Below are 21007 nucleotides of genomic sequence, written 5' to 3'. Positions count from 1 at the left end.
TTGTGCTGTCCACCGATCAAGGCATCAGCCTGATGCGTCTCCCACCGGTCGATTGATCCCGTCCTAAGCAGTTATGCAGGAATCATCTGGCGAAACTGCCGCGAACAGTAGGCCGGACCGAGGCTTTGCGAGTTCCGGCATTCACTTGCTCAGTCGTGCCGGAACTGCGTCGCTTAGGCTCCTTGGTCCTGCCTACGCCGAACCGATCACGATCAGCGGGATTGTCGTTATACCGAATCACTTCTATGTATCTGCTTAGCAAATACCATTGCGTTCTTCATTGGCCGGAGTTTTCTTGCGAATTAATCGAGTTCCGTAGGGATTCACTGTACTTCTTCTAGGAATCTGTCCAAGAGTTTCAACGCCATAATAGCGACTTATTGATCTACCGTAGCCGAGTCATCTCCCGTGCGGTTTGCGACGTTCAAGACAACCCGACTCTCTTAAACGCGATGGCCTCTACAAGAATCAAGCTGCCGCGTCCGCGTGAAGTTACGACCGCATCTTGCGATCTAGAGCATCACGCGTCGAGTCGCTGGTGAGCTCCTGTCCGGTCACAGATCTCAACGAGGAAATGAATCACCTGGGCAGCGGTAATTAGCCAGCGCGTCGCGTTTGACTCTTGAATCGTTATAATGAGCTGATCTTGCCCGCATCACATCTGGATTGATATTCGAATGATGGTTGCTTCTCTTCCGCTTCGCTCGACGCTCATTAGCTTTATGGCAGTCGCGATGATCGCGCTGTTAGCCGATTCTCTCAATGCGCTGGGGCCTTCGGAAATAGTTGGAGCGTGGGTGATGTCCGTCGACTCACGCCTATCACCCGAGTCGGTCGATCTCGAGATTGATTATCAACCAGGCGTGTGGAAGGTGACACTGCGAAGCGGTGCGGGCGCAGTCACGACCAATCGTGTGAACCTAGAAGAAGATGTCCTGGGAATTCAATACGGAGTCAAGCCGCTAGACGTCCGACTCGAGCTTACGGTACTTGGCAAAACCATGAGCGGATCTGTTGTAACCGGTGAGGGCGATTCGCTACGTCGGCAATCCATCACGGTTCACCGAGTCCCCGTATCCGATGCGACCCCCGCGCCGAAGCAGGTGGTTGAATCGAACGGGACGGTCGAGCAAGTTCGCGAGTTCTTCGGTGCATGGGAACTCTCGTTGCGGCGAGTGAATGCCGAGTCGACCCGAGCTATTCGTATGGGAATGGTCGTGACGGAATCAGACGAGAATCTTGTCGTGGGCCACAGCGAATTCGAAATGAAGGGACCGCAGAAACGGGTCGACCAGGTTCAGTGCACGCAGGACGGACTCCGTTGGATCCTTGACGGCGGCATGTTCGGACTGCTGAACGTTGATTTGGTTTCGGAAGGTGAAAAGCTCCGCGTTAAGGTCAGCGGTTCGGATCAAGAGGCATTTCTAGTGGGAACAGCAATCCGCAAGCCCAAGGCAAGCGATGTTGGAGTTGATTGGGAACAATTGATCCAGAAGCCGGGTACCGAACTGGTTGGCGTTATCGGTGGCGATGCCCGAGTGGTCGAGGTCGATGGTGACAGGATCATCATTCAACAGCGTGAAGTCGTATCACGGATGTTGAAGGACGATCCATTACTTATACTTTTTGAATGGTTCCGTCTTCCCGAACCGTCGCGTTTGATCGCAGTGGAGACAGATACAGCGTGGTCCGTCACTGGCACGACAATTCATAGTCTGGATATCCGCACTTCCCAGGCACCTTTGACACTCGGAAGTTGCAAGTTGCCGGGTAACCCACCAGAGCTTGTTTACCGTTCGGGGCAACTGGTGTTCGCCGCGAACTGGAACGGCCATGCGGATACACAGCAATTGCACGTGATCGACGTATCTGATCCAAGCAGTCCGAGGCTGCGTGCGTCGCACAGTACGCCTAAGGGCTTAAGCAACTACGACCTCGTGGTCTCGGGATCGACAATCTATCTTGCAAACGCGGGCGGGCTTCGCATTGTTGACGCGACGAGTCCGCAAACGCTAGTAACGCGAAGCAATTTCGTGGGCCGGGGCCGGTGGGTAAGAGGGGTCGACGTTGTCGGGTCAACGGCGTACATCGCAACTTCGATGCATGGTGGTGCCTCCTGGTTGCAGATCATTGATGCTTCGGACCCGATGACTCCCGTTCAGACGGGACTCTACAGATCGACGGGTGGAGCTCAGGACGTCTCCGTCTCCGGTGACTTGGCGGTGCTTGCTGATCGCGCGGCGGGCATTGTAGTGCTTGATGTTTCGGAACCTCAGAATGTACGGCGCGTCGGTTATTTCCAAACGAAGAGGCGTTCAAACGAGGTGGACATCTTCGGAAAGCTGGCGTTTGTCGCCATTGATGACGACGCGGGAGCGAGAACATTGCAAGTGATTCGCATTGCGGAGTAGGTCAAGCAAACCGAGTAGTCATCGCCCCAAAACACATCACTCTGTTACGAACGCAATCCATTTTATCCAGCCTGGGTCACCACGCGGGCGGTTGTCGTGGGATAGGGGAGCTGACAAAGAAACATTCTAATTAGGTGCAGCTCTCCGTTTGATGAGAGACGAAAACTGTCATGCAGCAGGCTACGCCGGAACCACTTTTGGTGCGGAATATGCTGTTTCGATGGCCCAAGTAGGTTGCGAAAGGCGGGAAAGCAACGTGTTGTTTGGCATGCACCAAAGTGACAACATGGTCGATCTGAAATTCGAAGTTTCTGAAAAATTGCGAAAGCGGACAGACCTTAGCTGAACAGCGCCACTTTTCACGTAGCACGGTCTCTCCGAGACGTCGATTGTTTAATGCTTTTTTTAGCGGAACGGCGCGAGCCGTCCGGTCCCGCGTTACCGGACGGCTCGCGCCGGTCCGCTACTTTTGAAATCCCGCAGTAATTAAATCGACGTCCCCCGAGACCGAGAATTGCCGGCGATACCCGCTTTCGGAGCCTCGGAAAGGCTCCGCAACGTGAAAGTCGAAAACTCCAATACGTCCGCCAGAAAGTGGCGCTGTCCAGTTAGGCGACCGTTAACCGGCCGCGTCGCTGATTCAGCCTTGAGGGGAAGAGGTCGGCGATAGGTCGGAGTTGTCAACCAATTTTTCAAGCTCGATTCTGTAACAAACCAGTGGTTTCTTCGCTCGGAACAAAGGAATTAAGTCTACATCGAACCTGAGCCACGGAATCTTGAAATGTCACAGCAATCGGATCGCAAAAGCCGACCATCTTCTCTCCTAACGCTATGTTTCCTCGGTGTCGCAATGCTCGCGTTTCATGGACTGGTGCCGCGGCCACTTATGGCAGCTGGCGAAGTGATCACTCAGATGACCAACGGTTTGCTAGTTATTGACGGCGATGGGAACGCAAACCGAATAGAAGTCACCCAGTCTAAAAGCTACTTGGAGGTGACGGGAGTTGATACAAAAGTAAGGTTCGAAGGCCGCATTGGATACCAAGTTACAGACAATCTCGCCATCTTTCCTATCAGTGGAACTCAGTACGAAGACATTTACGGTCTCGTCATCAGCTTGGACGACGGGGATGATCATGTCGCTTTCCCAGATTCAGGCGGGATCGCGTTAGATAATATCTCGATCAACATGGGCTATGGCCGAGATTCCGTGTCCGGTATCAACCTGGACTTGAGCGATGGTGCGAATATTTACAGCTATGGTCACCTGTCGGTCGATTTGCAGAATTCGGTCATGAAGGGCTTTCTAGGTATCAACGCCGAAGAAATCGTGGTTCGCGATACCAGGGTAGGCCTTGGTGACGGAGATAATAGTTATGGCACGTTCTTGCTGGGTGCGGACAGCCTTGTCGTCACAGAATTGCAAACCTCTGATCTTTTGGTCACGACGAACTCAGGCAACGGATTCGGCGTTAACACAGTGACCATGAACGGACTGTACGTGGCGTACGATGCACATTTCGATGGCGACTTTGGTGACGACACGTTTGGCCTGTACAACGCTCTCTTTGAAGGCGACGTAACGATGAAGACGTTCGATTCAAACGATTCCGAGTCACCCGCCGTCGATCGCGTCGAACTCAGAAACGTGACGGTCATTGGTAGCACGTCGGTTGAAACAGGCCCTGATCGCCTGGGCGATAGTTTTCAAATTCGCGATTGCTTACTGGGAAGGTCATCGTTTCAACCCGGTAATGGTGCGAACGAGTTGCTTGTCGAAGATTTAGTCGCAAGCTACGAGTTCACGTATTTCGGTGGTGTTGACCGAGATGTGGTCAACTTTGACTCCGTTGACATCAACGGCGACGTGCGGGTCTATACAAGTAGCGGCGATGACACGGTTGACCTTAAAGGGGCCCGCGCAATCGGTTCACTCATCGTGCAGCTTGGCGCAGGCAACGATGTGCTTGCGATTTCAAATCAGTCATCCGCTCAATTCGCTGACCTCGATGGCGGCAGCAATTCACGAGGCATTGATTCACTAATGATGAGCGGCCGTTTTGATCGAACCGACATTACGGGGTTTGAGAATAACTCCGATCCAATTTTGCAAATTGGGACTGGAGAAATCTCGGGCGGTCGACGTTGGTAACGTATTCACGATCGATTGATCAAAGTGCGATCGGGCGAATCGTATCGCCCATTGCGTTTTGCGTGCTGTAGTCTTTGATTTTCTAGTTCACCTGCCGCTCGCTTCGCCAAAGGAAGCCTGAAAGAGGGTTTTGATTACTTGCGAGTAAGTGCGGGCGATGGCTGATGATCTCAACGAAGAAATCCACGAGAACGCTGCGAGGTCGGTGGAACAGCAAAGACTGACCGATTGGATCGCTGCAGATAAGCATCTTGCTGGCAAGAGTGCGGTTCGCAAGCCCAATCGCGGTTGGCGTTTTAAGTAGGTCGTGCCGCCTTCGGTCGGCTGATCTGGAGGCTGGAGTCCAGAGTCCGGACTCGGTAGCCTCTCTTTCTACAGACTATCGGCTACGGACTTCAGGCTCTTCGAGTTGACCGTGGGCGACCCACCTTGGGACGTCGATTGTATAACTGAATGATTTCAAATGTAGCGGAACGGCGCGAGCCGTCCGGTTCCGCGTTACCGGACGGCTCGCGCCGTTCCGCTGAAAAAGTTACTAAAACAATCGATGTCCCTCGGCGAGTAGCTGGAACGCCGGCACTTAGAACCGTGTCGTTCAAAGGTTGACGACGAGAGTTGCCCTCATAAGCATTCATTGCCATGAGCTCTCTCGCGATTCATAATAGATCGATGAACGAAACGTCACTCAGTCTACTTAATTGCCTCCGTCGCTCGCCCGAGTCCGAATCGTGGACTCGGCTTGTCGAACTGTATGCACCGCTAATCAGAACATGGTTGTATAAGTACGAGGTGCAAGAGAGCGATGCTGAAGACCTCGTGCAAGAGGTGCTGCTGGCCGTATCCAAGGATCTCGCCAAGTTCGAGCATAAGGGGCAGCCGGGAGCTTTTCGGGGGTGGCTCAAGGCGATTCTGATCAATCGGCTTCGGGATTTTTGGCGAACGCGAGATCGTCGGCGGGAGGCACGCAGTGAGTCCGATATCGACCAAAGGCTGGCTGACCTGGCGAACCCTACCAGCGAATTGAGCCGTCTCTGGGACGGTGAGCACGACCGGTACGTATTGCGACAACTACTCAACTTGGTCAAGCCTCATTTCGCTGCCAACACATGGATGGCGTTCTATCGGGTCGCCCTGAAGGGGGAAAGACCGCGAGATGTTGCAGCAGAAATGCAGATTTCTCTGAATGCCGTCGTGACCGCTAAGTCCAGAGTATTGAGAAGGTTACGGCAGGAGGCCGAGGGGCTTGTGGAATCTTCCTCGGGTTTTTTCGTCGAGGGCTAACATAAATGGGCAGGAGCGGCTCTTTATAGATAGCCGCACGTCGCTCGCGGACGGATGAGTCTGTGTCTGAGCCGACGATTGCTGAAGATTCAACGACGGAGAGTTACCTGTGCCTGACCAAGCGATTCACCCAACACGAGCCGAACTGCATTCTTACGGCCTTGGTCAACTGTCTCCCGATAAAGCGACCGCTATCGAGATGCACATCAGGGAGTGCGAACCGTGCTGTGAGACCATCGCAAATCTGTCGTCCAATGACACGTTCGTTGAGCTGCTGCAGGAAGCGGAGCAACTGCCAGCCGATCAAATCGGTGATCACGAAGGTGTGCCAATCAAACCGTCCTCGTCTTCGGAGGACATTCCTGTTCCGCTCGCGGAACATCCCCGCTACGAGATTGTTGGGCTGATCGGAAGAGGCGGCATGGGAAACGTCTACGAGGCCCGGCACCGCAAGATGGAACGGACGGTTGCGCTGAAGGTCATCAACCGCGAATTCGTCCGTAAAACCGAAGCCGTGGATCGATTCCATCGGGAAGCCAAGACTGCGGCGCAATTATCGCATCCCAACATTGTCACAGCTTACGACGCGGACAACGCTGGTGATTATCACTTCATGGTGATGGAATACGTGGACGGAGTCGATCTTTCGCGCATCATCAAAGATCGAGGCGCCTTGCCGGTCACCGAAGCGTGTAAGTACATCCGTCAGGCAGCAACCGGATTGCATTATGCGTACGAGCAAGGAATGGTTCACCGTGATATCAAGCCCCACAACCTGATGGTTACTGCGGACGGTACAGTGAAAATCCTCGATTTCGGTCTCGCCTCGCTGGCCCCAGAGGTTGTGTCGGATGCAAATGCAGGTGAAGTCCTCGGCGAATTAACGACCGCGGGTACGGTCATGGGCACTCCGGATTATATTTCGCCTGAGCAAGCCGAAGACGCCCGTCAGGCCGACGTCCGCAGCGATATCTACAGCTTGGGCGCTACGCTCTACCATCTGCTTTCTGGTCGTCCACCGTTTGATGATGGAAGCGTCACGCAAAAACTCAACAGCCATGCGCAGGTGGAACCGGAACGGCTCGAATCCTTGCGAGACGACATTCCCGTCGAGCTTAGCACCATCGTAACCAGAATGATGGCCAAGGATCCCGAAGAGCGATTCCAAACGCCGGCCGAAGTCGCCGCCGCCCTCGAGTCCTTGTTGCAGGCCATCGAGCCTCCACAAAAGCCGTCTCCGCACCAAATTCGACCAGTCCGAAAACGCAGACGCCTTTTACTTTTAGCGGCAGTCGTGACACTGTTCATCGCAGCGTTGGTTGCTGGTGTGATGCAGTTCTTTCAGATGGATATCGGCACGATCCGAGGTACTGGCAAGGTGGTGGCAATCGGCCCCGGTACATCGCAGCGGGCGGTCGAACTATGGATCTCGGGCGATGATGGGCTGCTCGTGCAAGAAGGTGACGATGTTCGGCTGCATTTTGAAGGCTGGCCAGCCATGCGATCCGATGGTGCGTTTGGTGGTGAAGTGATGAGCGTCGACCTGACCGATGACACCGCCGGCATTTTTCGAATTCTCATCAAAGCGGATGGCAAGGAGTCATGGCCAGATCCGCGATATCTGCGTCCGGGTGTGCGCGCAAACTGCTGGATTTTTACCCGTTCTCGCTAGAACACGAAGTCTGGTGGCAATTCATTGGGGATCGGACTGATTTTCACGCCACAATTCGCCACGGACCTTCTGGCTATCGCGGAGGGCGAGCGAGGGTACTCGATGTGGTCATATCATTTGACACCGAAACGTTCGTACTGCTTGGTGGGGAACATCTGCAACGTTCGCGGAAAAGCTTTGCTGGTCTTTTCCAATTCAATTCGCTGCACGTATTGATCAAACGCTGGAGGGTATTTGTCAGGCTGGCACCAGAGGAGAGCAAGAGACTGATCCGCCACACGCGAACGATTAGCAAGTTCGGTTAACGCTCATAAGTGCCTATCAACTGTCCCTCAGCCAGTACGTGCCCCTGCATCGCCTGCAATAATATTTCTTTTGGCGCGCCGGCTTGAAGATTCAGCATCGTGTCCAGGGCGTACAGCTTGAAAAAGTAGCGATGCGGTCCGCTGCCCGGTGGTGGGTCGGGGCCGCGGTACCCGAGATTATCACTGTTCCACGAATTGATTCCCTGCCGCGCTCCCGGGATCGCCACAGGCTGGGGATCCCGAGCAATGCCGGCCGGAAGTTGGGAACGATCGGCCGGGATGTTATAGATCACCCAATGTACCCAGGGATTGGGTGAGGGCGCGTCCGGGTCGTCGCAGATCAATGCGAACGATCGGGTGCCGTCAGGCGCTTGTGACCAGGATAGAGGGGGAGACACGTCGCGTCCGTCGGCAGTGAGATGAACATTCACAGGGGCGCCGTTATTGATGACAGTGCTCGTTAGATTCAGGGCAGCAGAAGTTGACTGGTTCCGCGTCCAATAAAATCCCGCCGGCGCGCCGGACATATCGTGAAAATCAATGCGGTCCGCTGTCACGCTCACATAGTACTGCTCGGATACCGAGCCGTCGAAGTCAAGGACCAGCAGATTTCGGAGCATGCGAACCGTTCCCATACGATCTTGTTTTCCCGGTTCCCGCTGAAGGATCGTCCCATCACTTTGAATCTCAACGGTGATTCCCACAGGTTGATTCGTGGCAGCGTTGTTTTCTTGCCACGAACCAAAGATAGTGGGCGTTCGAGGTGGACCAACGGCTTGGGGTTGCATCCTACCCGCAGACGCAGTGGGGGGACTGTTATTGGCAAAAAGCGGCCCAGCGGGCCCTCCGAAAGGATCGTTAGCCGGGGGCGAGGACATCTTGCTCTGATCGATGTGAACGATCATCAGTTTGGGACTGAGGAATTTTGCATAGAAATCGTCGAGCGGACTGGTATCCCACTTAATCACGGCCGGCCTGGACTCGGCTTGCAGCAGTTTGCGAACGTTCGCAATGTCGGTAATGCGTTGGCCTGCGACGGTTGAAAAGGAGATCGCTTCTTCCGGGACGGAATAGGGGTTGGGGACGATGCGATCAACGACAACGTTGCGCGTCCTTAGCACCACCTGGGTTTCGGTCACTGTTGAGCCATTGGGAAGGACCGTCGTGATCGGGACCTGCTCTTGATATTGCTGGGGAACGGTCTCCTTGACCGTACTGAACTCCGTCGCCGTGAAATTCTGATTTTCGATTCCAATTGTTCCGAAGCGTAGCACCGCCGAAGGTAACTGGTCGTCTGGGATTTGGGCCCAGCACTTGCATGAAAACCCGATAAGAATCAATAGCAGGAAGATAGCTGGTTGCAAAATACGCATAGGTCTTCAATGTTTCGGGAGGGGCGACTGTCGAGCAATATATCGAGCTTCGCCGCCAAAAGCACGCGGTACAACAGTGACATATCTTAAGTGTCACGAAATATACCGACTCCTTACATTCTGAACGACACTTCAAACGGACTGGGGCCGCTTTGCAGTTAGTATGACAGCCTATCTTATAAGCATTGGAGCTGAAGTTAATCCTGATGGATTAATAGGGCACGCAGCACCTTAGTTGATATAGCCCATTTGGGTTAAGTCTCGCGCAATGGCAAGCATGGGTATAGGCGCCGCCTACAACCTTTACAGTGTTATTGCTCTTTGCCGTCCCGTCCTTGCGGGAACCGACGCGTGCTCTCAACCGCGTGCGGATCCAACGACACCGAAAGTCATACTGCCCAAGTAGATTGATGAGTCTATGCCCGACTTACTAACTGTCGGACTCTATCGCGACAACGGGTCGGTCATCCAAGCCGTTCCAGAGAATTCAATCCTTAACCGAGCCAAGTTGGCGTAGTGAGAGCAACCATGACTGATACAGAAAACAATGCCTTATTGAAATGCTGGATGAACTCGCGATGACGTCGGTGCCGTAAGCTGGACCAGCTATCGCAGAGACGATGTTCCGGCAGTCGTCTTACGCATCGAACCGGTTCTGGCGGAGCAGCGATTGGCTTGGTTCGGTCCAAACGAAGAGAGCCTCCTCAACCTCGCGACTTAAATAGGATACCGCGGTGTTGGTGTCGATGATCATCAAGTTGCCACGAACATCGCGAGCTTACGAGCCACTCACGAGGCGACAAAGTCCGACAGCAACACCACGTTCTCCGATCCGCCGTACGTCACCAAGAATGCACCTTCGCCGCCGAGCGTCGTCAGCCGCTCGCCACTGGCGACGTTATCAAACACGCCCGACAAACTCGAATTCGCGATGAGAATTGAAAACGTATCGGTCGACGAAGGCTGGTAGATGGATCCACCGGGCTGAAGCAATGAGATGCTCAGCGATCCGCCCAGGACGGTGGTGTCGGAATTCACCTGATCGTACTCGGTTCCTGCCGTCGTCCCGCCAAGTTCCACATCGAAAAATGAGCCGGCGGCAAACGTCAGATCGATCACCTGCAGGGTGGCGGTGCCTGGACCTGGAGCAAGGTGCTCACCTGCGCCGACCACCAAGCTTGACGCGACAAAGTCCGAGAGCACCACGGTGTTCTCCGGCCCGCCGTACGTCACTAAGAACGACCCTTCGCCACCGACGGTCGCGAGCCGCTGGCCGCTAGCGACGTTTTCAAACCCGCCCGACAAATTGGTGCCCGCCGCCAGGATCGTATACGTGTCCGTCGACGAAGGCAGATAAGTGGACCCACCGGACTGCAGCAACGAGATGCTGAGTGACCCGCCAAGGGTCGCGGAGTCCGAAATCAACTGGTCATGATCGGTTCCCGCAACCGTCCCGCCAATCTCCACATCGAAAAACGCACCCGATGCTAACGTCACATCGCCCGCGTTCAGCGTTCCGACGCCGGCTCCAGGTGCGAGTCGCCCGCCAACGTTCACGGCGACCGCCGAGTCAATGGATCCGGCTCCGCCGAGCGTCCCGCCGGCGTCCACGGTGTACTGGCCGCCGCCGGTGTGCGTGCCGTTGATATGCAAACAGCCGGCGGTGACCGTCGTCGTGCCGGTATGGGTCATCGCGCCGTCAAGTGATTGGATGCCGCTGCCCGATTTGACGAGGCTGATCTTGTCGGTGATCGAGCCAGTAAAGTGAGCTTCGTCAAGGTTGCCGTCGATCGTGAGGGTTCCACCTGTGTTCGCCGTGGGATTGCTCGAAAGGATCGTGCCACTTCCGTGCAACCGCCCAGCGGAAATACTCAGGTCATTGAGGTCGCTGCGGCCATTGATGTCGAGCGTGCCTTCCAGGTAAACGTCGCCATCAGTATTGATGAAGTTGTTGCCAAGACCGGAGATCGAAGTTCCCGCCGCCACGGTCAGGTCGCGATGGACGACGCCCGGTCGAGCGGTGATGTCACCTTGAGCGATGATGAGGTTGCCGTCATACGTGCTGGACTTGCCGATCACCAGTCGGCCTTCGCCCCGCTTGGTCAAGTCACCCGCCCCCTGGATTCGCCCAACCAGGAATTCGTTGCCCGCGACCCCCACGCCAATCGACGCGTTTCCGTCGAGGAATATAGTGCTATCGTCATCGTTGTTGCTGCTGCCGAATCGCGTGTTGGAGTCGGCCGAGCCATCGGAGTAGAGGGCCCCGTTACCGTCCACGCCATCGCCCGTGATCGTCAGCTTTTCGTCGGTAATCCGCAGGCCGGATTGAACTTCGAGCGTGGCCCCATCAGCGACAATCGAGGCGTTGGCGTCAAAGGTGGCTGGGGTCACAGTGCCGGTGTAGACAATCCCGCCAACACCATCGAACTCGGCTCCAGATTCGGTGCCGCTGTTGCCTAGGCCCTTGGTGTGGACGACTTCCAACCTTGATCCCGCGGGAACCACCGTGACACCGTCGTAGTAGTTTTCTTTACCGTTGCCGATCACCCCGCCCTGGGAACGACCGACGTTGCCTTCGGCCTGTTCGCCGAGGACCAAGAGCGTATTGGTGTCGTTGATCAGAACTGAGTTGATGTGGTCATAGCCAGCGACGTCGAAGGTTGTCGTGCCATTGGTTTCTCGCCAATTGTCGTAATAGAACTGGGCAGTGCGGAACAGAGTGGTCGTCTCAAAGTCTTCCGCAGGGCGGTCGCTGGTAAGGCTGAGATTGACGTTGTTGCCATTGGCGTAGACGAGAGCGTAGTCGTGGTTAAAGGGTTGGTTTCCAACCAGTTCGAGTTCGACCGTGGTATCACGAATATCGCCACTATCAAAAACGACAAGCGGCCCGTTGACCCCGTCTGCTTTTGCGTTGGTGATGGTCGTGTTGTTTCCGACTCCAAACGCGTTTTCGACACCATAGGCCTCGACGTTGTTGAGAGTCTTCGTGCCGCTACCCAGCGACGTTGCGAATCCGGTACGCATGTTCGTGACCACCACGTTGTCCACGGTCAGCCCGGATGAGCCCGTATACATCCGCACGCCGCCTTCGGCTCCGGAGATCCAAAGGTCATTGGGGATTTCATTTTGGTGGTAGGTGGTCCCATACTGCTGATAGAGCGGGTGGTCAATGACTCCTTGGGACGGAAACAGTTCGCCAGTGACCGTACTGTTGGTCAATGTTGTGTTGGTGGAAGCCTGCACGAAGAATCCGTGCCCAAAGGTGTAGACCTCCAGGTGCATGTCGTTGATGACGGCGTCCGTGGCTTCGCCAACCCGGAACGCGGATGCTTTGCGGTGTGCGATGAACGGAGTGATGCCTTGCGATGCACCCTTGCCGAATGCGTCGCCCAGACCGTAGCTATCGGTCCGTGAGCCTCGCGTCAGGACATAGGCACCGTCCACTGTGTTGCTGTCGCCCGACAGTTCGACATACTGAGTCGCCCAATCAGCGTAGCGTTGCGCATCGGGGTCCGTGTCCAGCGCGATATCTTGGCCGATCAGGTTGATGCCTTGAATGGTGTTGTTGGAGCCGGAAATACGGATGACGTCGACTCCGCTGTCGTGTCCGAGAGCCCGCCCGAAGCCGTCGAGTTTTCGGGTATCGAGATTGATGGTTGTGCCTGAAAGGATGTAGGTATTGCCGTTGCCGCTTAACTCCATGAAGATCGGCATGGAGTTTGTGGGATCGGCAATGTGATCACCGTTGATCCAATAATGTCCCGGCGTTAAGACGCCCGTCACCGGGTGCGGATCGCCCCCGGCGGCGCTCAGCGTCACTGTGCTGCCATTGACCGACATGCCCAATGCGCGTAGATCCGCCAGACTGCTGACCGTGTAACGACCCGCGAGGGTGGCAACGTCTGCGTCGCTCAGCGTGCGGTTGTAAACACGGAAATCATCCAGCGATCCTGCGAACAGGTAATTGGTGCTCGAGTTGCCGTCGTGGTACACGGTGCTTCCGTTGTTGCCGCCCACTCCGATTCCGCCACTGTGCGACCAGAGCTGCGAACCGTCTCCGGTCCCAAATAGTTGACCGTCCAGGTAGCCTCGCAACGCTCCTGGCTGGACCGTCGGCCCTCCGTCGAGACTGAGCGCGACATGGTGCCACTGGCCGGCGGTAATGTTTGTGGACAACCAGGTCCCGGCCCATCCGCTCTGGCTTTTATTCCAGCCGCCGACGTACAACTGGCCGCTGTCGATGTAAATGATCAAACCACGAGTTCCGCCCCCCTCCTCGAACAACAGTTGACGAGTGCTAACGTCGTCAGCATTGAAAGCCAACGAAATCGTGCGTTGGGTGACTGTGGAAGTATTGATATCGGCCGAGTTGGCGATGGTTATCCAGTCATCGACTCCGTCCAAGCTCAACACCTGGCCTCGCACCGCGTCGGTGACGAAGCCCGCGCCGCCTTGAATTGAACCGCTGTTGTCATTGCCATACGGAGATGTGTCGGCTGCGTCGCCGTCCAGGGCTAGCAGGGCCACCAAGTCGTCGTCGCTGAGGAGATTGACGGTGATGTCAAAGGTAGCATTCGTAGCACTTCCAAATCCATCGTTGACAACAAAAGTAAAGCTGTCCGAGGGAGCTACACTGCCGTCATGGGCGTAAGCGACGAGATTGTTATCGAGATCTTCCTGAGTGAAGGTGTCGTACAGGCCTAGCACCGTAGTCGCCCGGAGAACGGTCCCGGTAGTTGGCAGACTCGTCAACGTGTACGTCAACTCGGCCGCGGATTGCTCGGCATCCGTCGATTCCAGGTTGATCGTAGTGATCGTGGTGGTATCACCTCTGACCACGGACAGCGGATCGTTGGTCACCAACACTTCCTCGGTGTTGGGAGACGTGGTGCTGGTGAACAGATCCAACACTTCGGCGGACGTCAGTTCGACATCGTATATCCGCACGTCATCCATCCGTCCGTCATAACCTGCGGAACCATTGGTGTGTGAGCCGAAGGTAAACGACGTGACGCCGGCCATGGTCTTTGTTTTACCGGTGCCGGAAGCCCATGATTCACCATCCAGGTAGATGTTCATGTCGCCGGTCGTGGCGTTCTTGGTGAAGACCCAGTGGTGCCAGGCATTTTTGTGGAGCAGGGGATCGGCAACCTGATTGATTCTGTCGTAGCCGTTGTCGTTCCCGGCATCCCAGTAGATCCTGTTATTGCTGTAAGACAGGTGGACATTGAACACTCTGTCTCCGGTGTCATTGACTCCATACAGAATGCTATCGTTGGCCGGTTGGGTGTCTCCTCCGTATGCCCAAAATGCAAACGTGATCTCTTGATTGACGGTATCTAGCGCGGCTGCTGGCACAGAAATGTTTCCGTCGGCATTGAACTCGATCGCCCCGCCAAGCTGACCGTCGGCCCACACACCACCGGTGACCGTGCCACCGTGGCCGTTTGCTGTGGCATCGGTTGCGACGGCGCCGGAAACTTCATCCAGTTGGTACCAGAGCAATGGCGTCCGACCAGTCGACCCAGTGACCGGCCCCACGTCCGCACTGCTGACACTCTCGTCGGTACCCTGTCCGTCGGTATAGCTGGCGACCACCGTGATCATGGCGCCAACATCGCTGTCACCCAATAGATAGGTGTTGGATGTTGCACCAGCGACATCGATTCCGTCGCGCCGCCACTGGTAACTGATCGTACCCAGGCCGTCGTCGTCGGCCAGCGTGTTATTGGCAGAGAGCGTCTGATCTTCGGTTGGCGTGCCGCTGATCGTGACCTCGCCGGTCGGCGCGTCGTTGACATTGGCAACCGGGCCGACGGCCGAACTGCTGACACTTTCGGCGGTTCCCTGGCCGTCGGTATAGTTGGCCACGGCAGTGATCATGGCACCGACATCGCCGTCATCCAAAAGATAAGTGCTGCCCGTTGCACCGGCGACATCGATTCCGTCGCGCTGCCACTGGTAATTGATCGTGCCCAAGCCATCGTCGTCGGCCAGCGTGTTACTTGCGGAGAGCGTCTGATCTTCCGTCGGTGTGCCGCTGATCGTGACGTCGCCCGTGGGTGGACTGTTGGGAGCTGCGGTGCTGGCGACGTGCAGCCCATAAATATCGTTGCGGCCAAGTGTGTGGGTGCTGCCATCGAAGAAGATCGGCGTCTGGTAGGTTCCCGATGAGTCTGTGCCGAGCGAAGATGGTGTCAGAGCAACGATGTCTTCGTCCCGTAGCGTCGCGCTTGATAAAGAGGTCGTCGAATCGGTGGACAGGTAAATGTCGCCGTTACCCAAAACGGTCACCCCGTTGATGTCTTCGGCGCCTAATTCCACGTCGCTTCCGTCGACGTAAAGGCTCCAGGTTCCCGAAGTGCTAGTGCCGAGCGACGTAGGTGTAAACTCCAGCAAATCCTCATCCGCCACAGAAAGTCCACTAACTGAGACATTGCCTCGAGAGGAGACGACCAATGAACCACTATCGAGCACGGCGAGCGAGTCAATGTCATTGGTGAAACCGACGTCGCTTCCGTCGAAGTACAATTCGAATGTGCCCGATGTGGAATCGCCCAGTTGCGTGGCGGTAAACTTGACGATGTCCTCATCCCGAACTGTTCCGGAAATGCCGGGCAGGGATGCGCTGCCGGAAAACGACAATAACAACTCGGTGTCGTTCAAAATGTGCAGCGCGTCAATTTCTTCATCGCTACTGATGACGTCCGAGCCATCAAAGTGCAGGGAAAAATCCGTTCCATCAAACTTGACGATGTCCATGTCATCGATTGACTGACCGCCAAGAGTCGTCGGATCCTTCAGCGAAAAATACAACACATCAGGATTCGGAGTCGAAGCACTTTCAGACACCTGAGCGGCAACGGCCATATCCATCGAGTTGGAGGCGAGCGAAGTGCCATCGAGTACCACACGTGGCTCAAGCGTCTCTAGCAGTCGCTGCCGACGCCGGTGGGTGATGATGCCACGGTGCCGATTCGACTTTGCTTGACGTGACGCGATTCGGCGCGACCTGATTCGATGTGACAGATCGGAAATCCAGTTGCGTGGATTGGTCATCTTCGCTCCTGTCGGAGTGATGCGTTGAATTGAGATTCAGGCGAACGCCATCCGATCAATTAACGGTGGGTTTGGCTAGAACAGCAGCCCGCTACGGTCAGGCTAGAAAAGAACGCTTTCACTGAAAGTGGCTCAGTCGAAGCGTTAAGAGAATCTATCAGGAGAGTATACAGTTGTCTATGTTTGGATGGTCGGCATCGCAATTAAGCCACCAATCCGACGCGCGAAATGAGCGTTTGGAGTTGAGCGAGGTGAGAAAACTTCATTGGCAGGGTATACCGAAACCCTTCGAACGAAACACACAGTCGCCAATCGCCCCCACCGGATGGAGAAGCCAAGTATTCGGCACCGTCGTCGCCTCGTCCATGCAGAGTGCGTTGCTTTTTGGTACCGACAATCAAGGCATCAATCGACGAGAGCGAGAGTCACTCAGGTTCGTAGTCGTCTGAAGAACCATGATGGCGATGCTGCCAAGAGGGCTTGATTCCGAAGTGCTATGTTTTGGCCGCGAAGGCCACGAATGAATCGACGGTTATAAGTCGTCATGCAAAAATATCGGATGCGACTGACCCCGCGACGTCGGTCAGTCGCATTTCGCGACCGGCATAGCGGTAGGTGAGTTGTTCGTGATCGAGGCCGATCAGGTGCAGAATGGTGGCGTGCCAGTCGTGGACATGCATCTTGTTCTCGACCGCTTCGTAGCCGTGTTCGTCGGTGCAGCCGTAACGGAAGCCGCCTTTGACACCGCCACCGGCCATCCACATCGTATAGCCTTTGTGGTTGTGGTCGCGGCCTGAACCCGAGTCCGAATAGGGAGTGCGTCCGAACTCACCGCCCCACAGAATCAGTGTGTCTTTCAGCAGATCGCGGCGTTTCAGGTCAGCGATGAGTCCAGCAATCGGTTTGTCCGTTTCAGCGCAGTTATCGCCGAGTGCTGTTTGAATGTTGCTGTGTTGATCCCAACTGCCATGACCGAGTTCGATGAATCGCACGCCCGCTTCGGCAAAGCGACGGGCCAGCAAGCACTGTCGACCAAAGCCATCGGTCGGGTCTTCATTGACGCCGTACAACGAGAGCGTCTCTTCCGATTCTTCCGACAGGTTCATCACTTCGGGAACGGCATCCTGCATGCGAAAAGCGAGTTCAAAATTCTCAATGGCTCCTTCGACAAGCGGGTTGTGTCGATCTTGTCGCAACTTCTCTTGGTTCAGTGCTTTGATCAGATCGAGTTGATCACGTTGCTGGGTGCGTGAAAGTCGTTCGTTGACGGCATCGTTGATTCCGTACGGATTCGCTTCGCCGCGACGCATCTGGTCGATTCGCCGGTTTCGCTGCGAACTGTCAGTAATTGTAAACTTCGTTCCCTGATATGCAGCGGGCAGGAACGCGCTTCCGAAGTTTTGTGCTCCACCGGTTGCCGTGGGTGGATTGATAGAAATGAAGCCCGGCAGGTTTTGGCTTTCGCTGCCAAGACCGTACAGCGTCCAAGCACCCAGCGACGGCCGCACGGACTGAAAGTTGCCGGTATGCATCTGGATGAATGCCTGTGCATGCGCTGGTTGATCACAGTGCATCCCGTTCAAAACACAGAGTTCATCCGCTTGCTCAGCCACGTGCGGAAATAGTTCCGAAATCCAAAGTCCATTTGCTCCGTGTTGCTTGAAATTCCACGGCGACGCACACCAGCGAGAACCGTAATTCGATGGTTGTCCGTGGTCGTGCTTCAGTCGTGGCTTGTAGTCGAATGTATCGACATGCGACGGGCCGCCACGCATGCAGAGGAAGATAACGCGTTTCGCCTTCGGTTCGATGTGGGTTCCACGGGGTGCTAACGGAGACGTCGGCGGGGCTGCCTCCGCGGCAGAAAGCCCGGCAAAGGCGAGGTAACCAAACCCCGCAGAGAGTGTGCGTAAGGCGTCGCGTCGAGAGACCGAAGCGATGCGATGGGAGCAATATTCGTGGTTCATGTTAATGCCTTCAATCGATCGTTTGGAATTCCATGCAGCTGAGCAACGCCTGACAGTAGATCGCCAGCGGGCTCATTGATTTACTCGTATCGGTGTCGGTTTCGGGCGTCTCAGGAGAATCAGTACTCCGCTGCGAGAAACGTCCACGCCCGCGCCCGCTGCTGTTCGCCCTGCCTGTCGTCGAGCTTTGTCCTAATCGTCCGACTTGACGCTTGTCTGTCGCTGAACCAACGGAGAATCGTTGGAGGTAGTCCGCGGCGAGTTCGCGTTCGGTGTCGGTTGGGATCCGACCGAGAATCAGTTCATAGGCAGTGGTGGTTTGTCGTTCACGAGGTAAGTCATGCAAACGTTCTGCCAGAACGACCGCCTGCTTCTGCACGAATTCGTTGTTCATCAGATACAACGATTGCAGCGGGCTGGACGTTGTATCGCGACTCCCGGTGACGAGACTCGCATCGGGGGCATCGAACGTTTCCAACATTTCGGGCAGAACGCTGCGAACTCGTGGCAAGTAAACGGACCGTGTATTGGCATCGATCGCTCGAATCACAGGCTCAAACACATTTTGACCAACGCCTCCTTCGCCAACTTCACGCAGGTACGTGCCAAGCGGACGCTCGAGATCAAGTTGACCGGACACCGCCAACACCGCATCACGGATCGCTTCCGATTCGAGACGACGCTTGTTCATTCGCCACAGAAACTCGTTGTCGGGATCGATGGCGAAGTTCTGCTCGTTGTAGGTCGATGCAAGTTGCCACGTCCTTGACAGTGCAATTTCGCGGATCAGAGCTTTGACAGACCAGTTTTCGTCAATGATACGGTTCGCCAGATAGTCCAGTAGCTCGGGATACGTTGGTACTTCGCCGGCATGTCCAAAGTCGTCGACGGTTCGCACGAGGCCACGACCGAACATCCAATGCCAGACTCGGTTCACGATGACTCGGGCAGTGAGCGGATTCTCGGGACTGGCGATCCACTCAGCCAGTTCAAGCCGACCACTTTTGCTGTAGTGATTCACATTCGGAAGGCCGTCGGTGCGATGACTGCGAAAACTGGCATCTCTGACCAGTCCGTTGAGCGAGTTTCTTCCAGCGGGACTTAACACCTGCAACACGCCTCGATCCACGAATTGAGCCGGCTTGTCTAGTTCGCCACGAACCAACAGCCGCGTTTGCAATGCTGCATCACGATCCTGCGTTCCCATGGCAAAGACGCGTGGCTGTCCGCGATTCGAATAGGCTTGCAGCGCCGCTTCTGTTTCATCCCGATCCGATCGCAGTTTGCGAAGCAGTCCGCGAAACACGTTCTCTCCCGAACGGATCTTCTTCATGGCGTCATCAATCGCCTTCGCCGCATCATCCCGCTCCTTCACCAACGCTGCGTACTCATCGCCATTGAGCTGTGGTGTGCCCGGTGGTGGCCCCATGCCAGTCAGGTCGACGAGCGTGGTTGCTTGTCGTGCTTGTGCTTTTAGCAATCCGTAATGCGTTTCGGTTGATCGAAAGATGCCCGCCAGTGCGTAGTAGTCCGACTGCGGAATCGGATCGAATTTGTGATCGTGGCAACGCGCACAGGCCACGGTGGTCGCAAGAAAGGCTCGAGTCGTTGTGTCGATCTGCTCATCGACAAGGTCCGCAAAGAACTTCTGTTGATCTTCTTCGCCAACCGACTTCACCCCGATCGCGAGGAATCCGGTCGCGATAATGTTGGTCGCCCACTCCTCGTCCTTTTCGATCGGCAATAAGTCTCCAGCGATCTGCTCACGAACGAAGTTGTCGAACGGCTTGTCGTCATTGAACGCATCGATGACGTAGTCGCGATATCGCCACGCATGTTGATAAACGTTGTTGTGATCCCCACCCGTCGACTCGGCGTATCGGGCGACGTCCAGCCAGTGGCGCCCCCAACGTTCGCCATAACGTTTCGATGCGAGCAGCTGATCGACTAGCTGAGCGACAACGCTTTGACGATCCGTTTCATTGTTTGCCTGTTGAAGCTTGTTTGTCCATTTATTCGAATCTTCAGATGTTGGTGGCAAACCCGTGATGACAAAATAGAGACGTCTCACTAATACTGCTGGGGCTGCATCTCGAGCAGGCTTCAGCCATTGCTCTTTCAGTTTCTTGCTGACGAACTGATCGATCGGTGTGCGTGCCCAATCGGATTCTGTCACCTTCCATGGAGATGTCTTTGAGAGTGGTTGATACGCCCAGAATTGTCGGCCGGCTTCAACGTCGATCTCACTGATTACATCGGAGGCGATCTTCGCCACACGTGGATCGGGTGCTCCCATCAGAATCCATTTGCGGAAATCGTCGATGATCGAATTCGGCAGCTTGCCTTTTGGGGGCATTTGATAGTCATCGTCGTGATAGAGCATTGCCTGATACAGAAGACTGTCGTCCAGCGATTTTGCAACGACCGACGGTCCTGAATCACCTCCGCGTAGCAGTGCGTCTCGCGAATCCACTTTGAGACCACCGCGGGCTTTTCCTGCTGCGGTCGAATGACACTCGTAGCAATGCTCAGTCAGTGCCGGTCGAATTTTCGACTCGAAGAACCGATTTCCTGCGGAATCCGGAGCTTGAGCAAATACGCTCGCATCGAAGCCGATGCAACCAAGGATTGCTGCACAAGCGAGTATCAATCGGGTCATTGGACGTTCTGAGTTGTAGGAGCAGCGTAGAACAATTTTCTCAATTGGTTATCTATTCGGGCCTGCTTCGCCTGAGAAATAATTGGGCCAATCGTTCGACAATCAGCGGCTTGGGACGTCGATTTAAT

The 21007-nt window shown here is 55.4% G+C and carries 9 protein-coding genes; 5 read left to right on the top strand and 4 right to left on the bottom strand.

Features of this window, described 5'->3' with window-relative positions:
* Positions 1–677 precede the first annotated feature (677 nt).
* The 5 genes from NB063_RS16020 (at position 678) to NB063_RS16000 (ending at position 7516) form a co-directional block, all read left to right on the top strand.
* Positions 678–2411 (top strand): LVIVD repeat-containing protein, encoded by a 1734-nt coding sequence (locus tag NB063_RS16020; RefSeq protein WP_250929750.1) that lies wholly within the window; start codon positions 678–680, stop codon positions 2409–2411.
* A gap of 781 nt (positions 2412–3192) precedes the next feature.
* Complete coding sequence (locus NB063_RS16015) at positions 3193–4563, top strand: hypothetical protein (protein WP_250929749.1); 1371 nt, start codon at positions 3193–3195, stop codon at positions 4561–4563.
* A 157-nt stretch (positions 4564–4720) separates the two neighbouring features.
* A complete protein-coding gene (locus tag NB063_RS16010; RefSeq protein ID WP_250929748.1) occupies positions 4721–4867 on the top strand; it encodes a hypothetical protein in 147 nt (48 codons plus the stop codon).
* A gap of 365 nt (positions 4868–5232) precedes the next feature.
* On the top strand, positions 5233–5844 hold the full coding sequence (locus NB063_RS16005) for an RNA polymerase sigma factor (protein WP_250929747.1): 612 nt from the start codon (positions 5233–5235) through the stop codon (positions 5842–5844).
* 109 nt (positions 5845–5953) lie between these two features.
* Positions 5954–7516, top strand: coding sequence for a serine/threonine protein kinase (locus NB063_RS16000; protein ID WP_250929746.1), 1563 nt, complete (start codon positions 5954–5956; stop codon positions 7514–7516).
* Between the two features lie 301 nt (positions 7517–7817).
* On the opposite strand, the gene NB063_RS15995 is transcribed toward NB063_RS16000, so the two are convergent.
* From NB063_RS15995 to NB063_RS15980, 4 genes are all read right to left on the bottom strand, one after another.
* A complete protein-coding gene (locus tag NB063_RS15995; RefSeq protein ID WP_250929745.1) occupies positions 7818–9194 on the bottom strand; it encodes a YbhB/YbcL family Raf kinase inhibitor-like protein in 1377 nt (458 codons plus the stop codon).
* Between the two features lie 789 nt (positions 9195–9983).
* Positions 9984–16253 carry a LamG-like jellyroll fold domain-containing protein gene (locus tag NB063_RS15990; RefSeq protein WP_250929744.1) on the bottom strand — a complete coding sequence of 2090 codons (6270 nt, stop codon included), beginning with the start codon at positions 16251–16253 and terminating at the stop codon, positions 9984–9986.
* Positions 16254–16795: 542 nt separating this feature from the next.
* A complete protein-coding gene (locus NB063_RS15985) occupies positions 16796–18220 on the bottom strand; it encodes a DUF1501 domain-containing protein (protein WP_250929743.1) in 1425 nt (474 codons plus the stop codon).
* Positions 18221–18230: 10 nt separating this feature from the next.
* Positions 18231–20879: a PSD1 and planctomycete cytochrome C domain-containing protein gene (locus tag NB063_RS15980; RefSeq protein WP_250929742.1), complete on the bottom strand. Its 2649-nt coding sequence runs from the start codon at positions 20877–20879 to the stop codon at positions 18231–18233.
* Positions 20880–21007: the final 128 nt, after the last annotated feature.

It is taken from the genome of Aporhodopirellula aestuarii, from assembly GCF_023701485.1.
Lineage (GTDB): Bacteria > Planctomycetota > Planctomycetia > Pirellulales > Pirellulaceae > Rhodopirellula > Rhodopirellula aestuarii.
The sequence above is the reverse complement of the archived record's forward strand: the minus strand, read 5'-3'. Positions and strand labels throughout refer to the sequence as shown.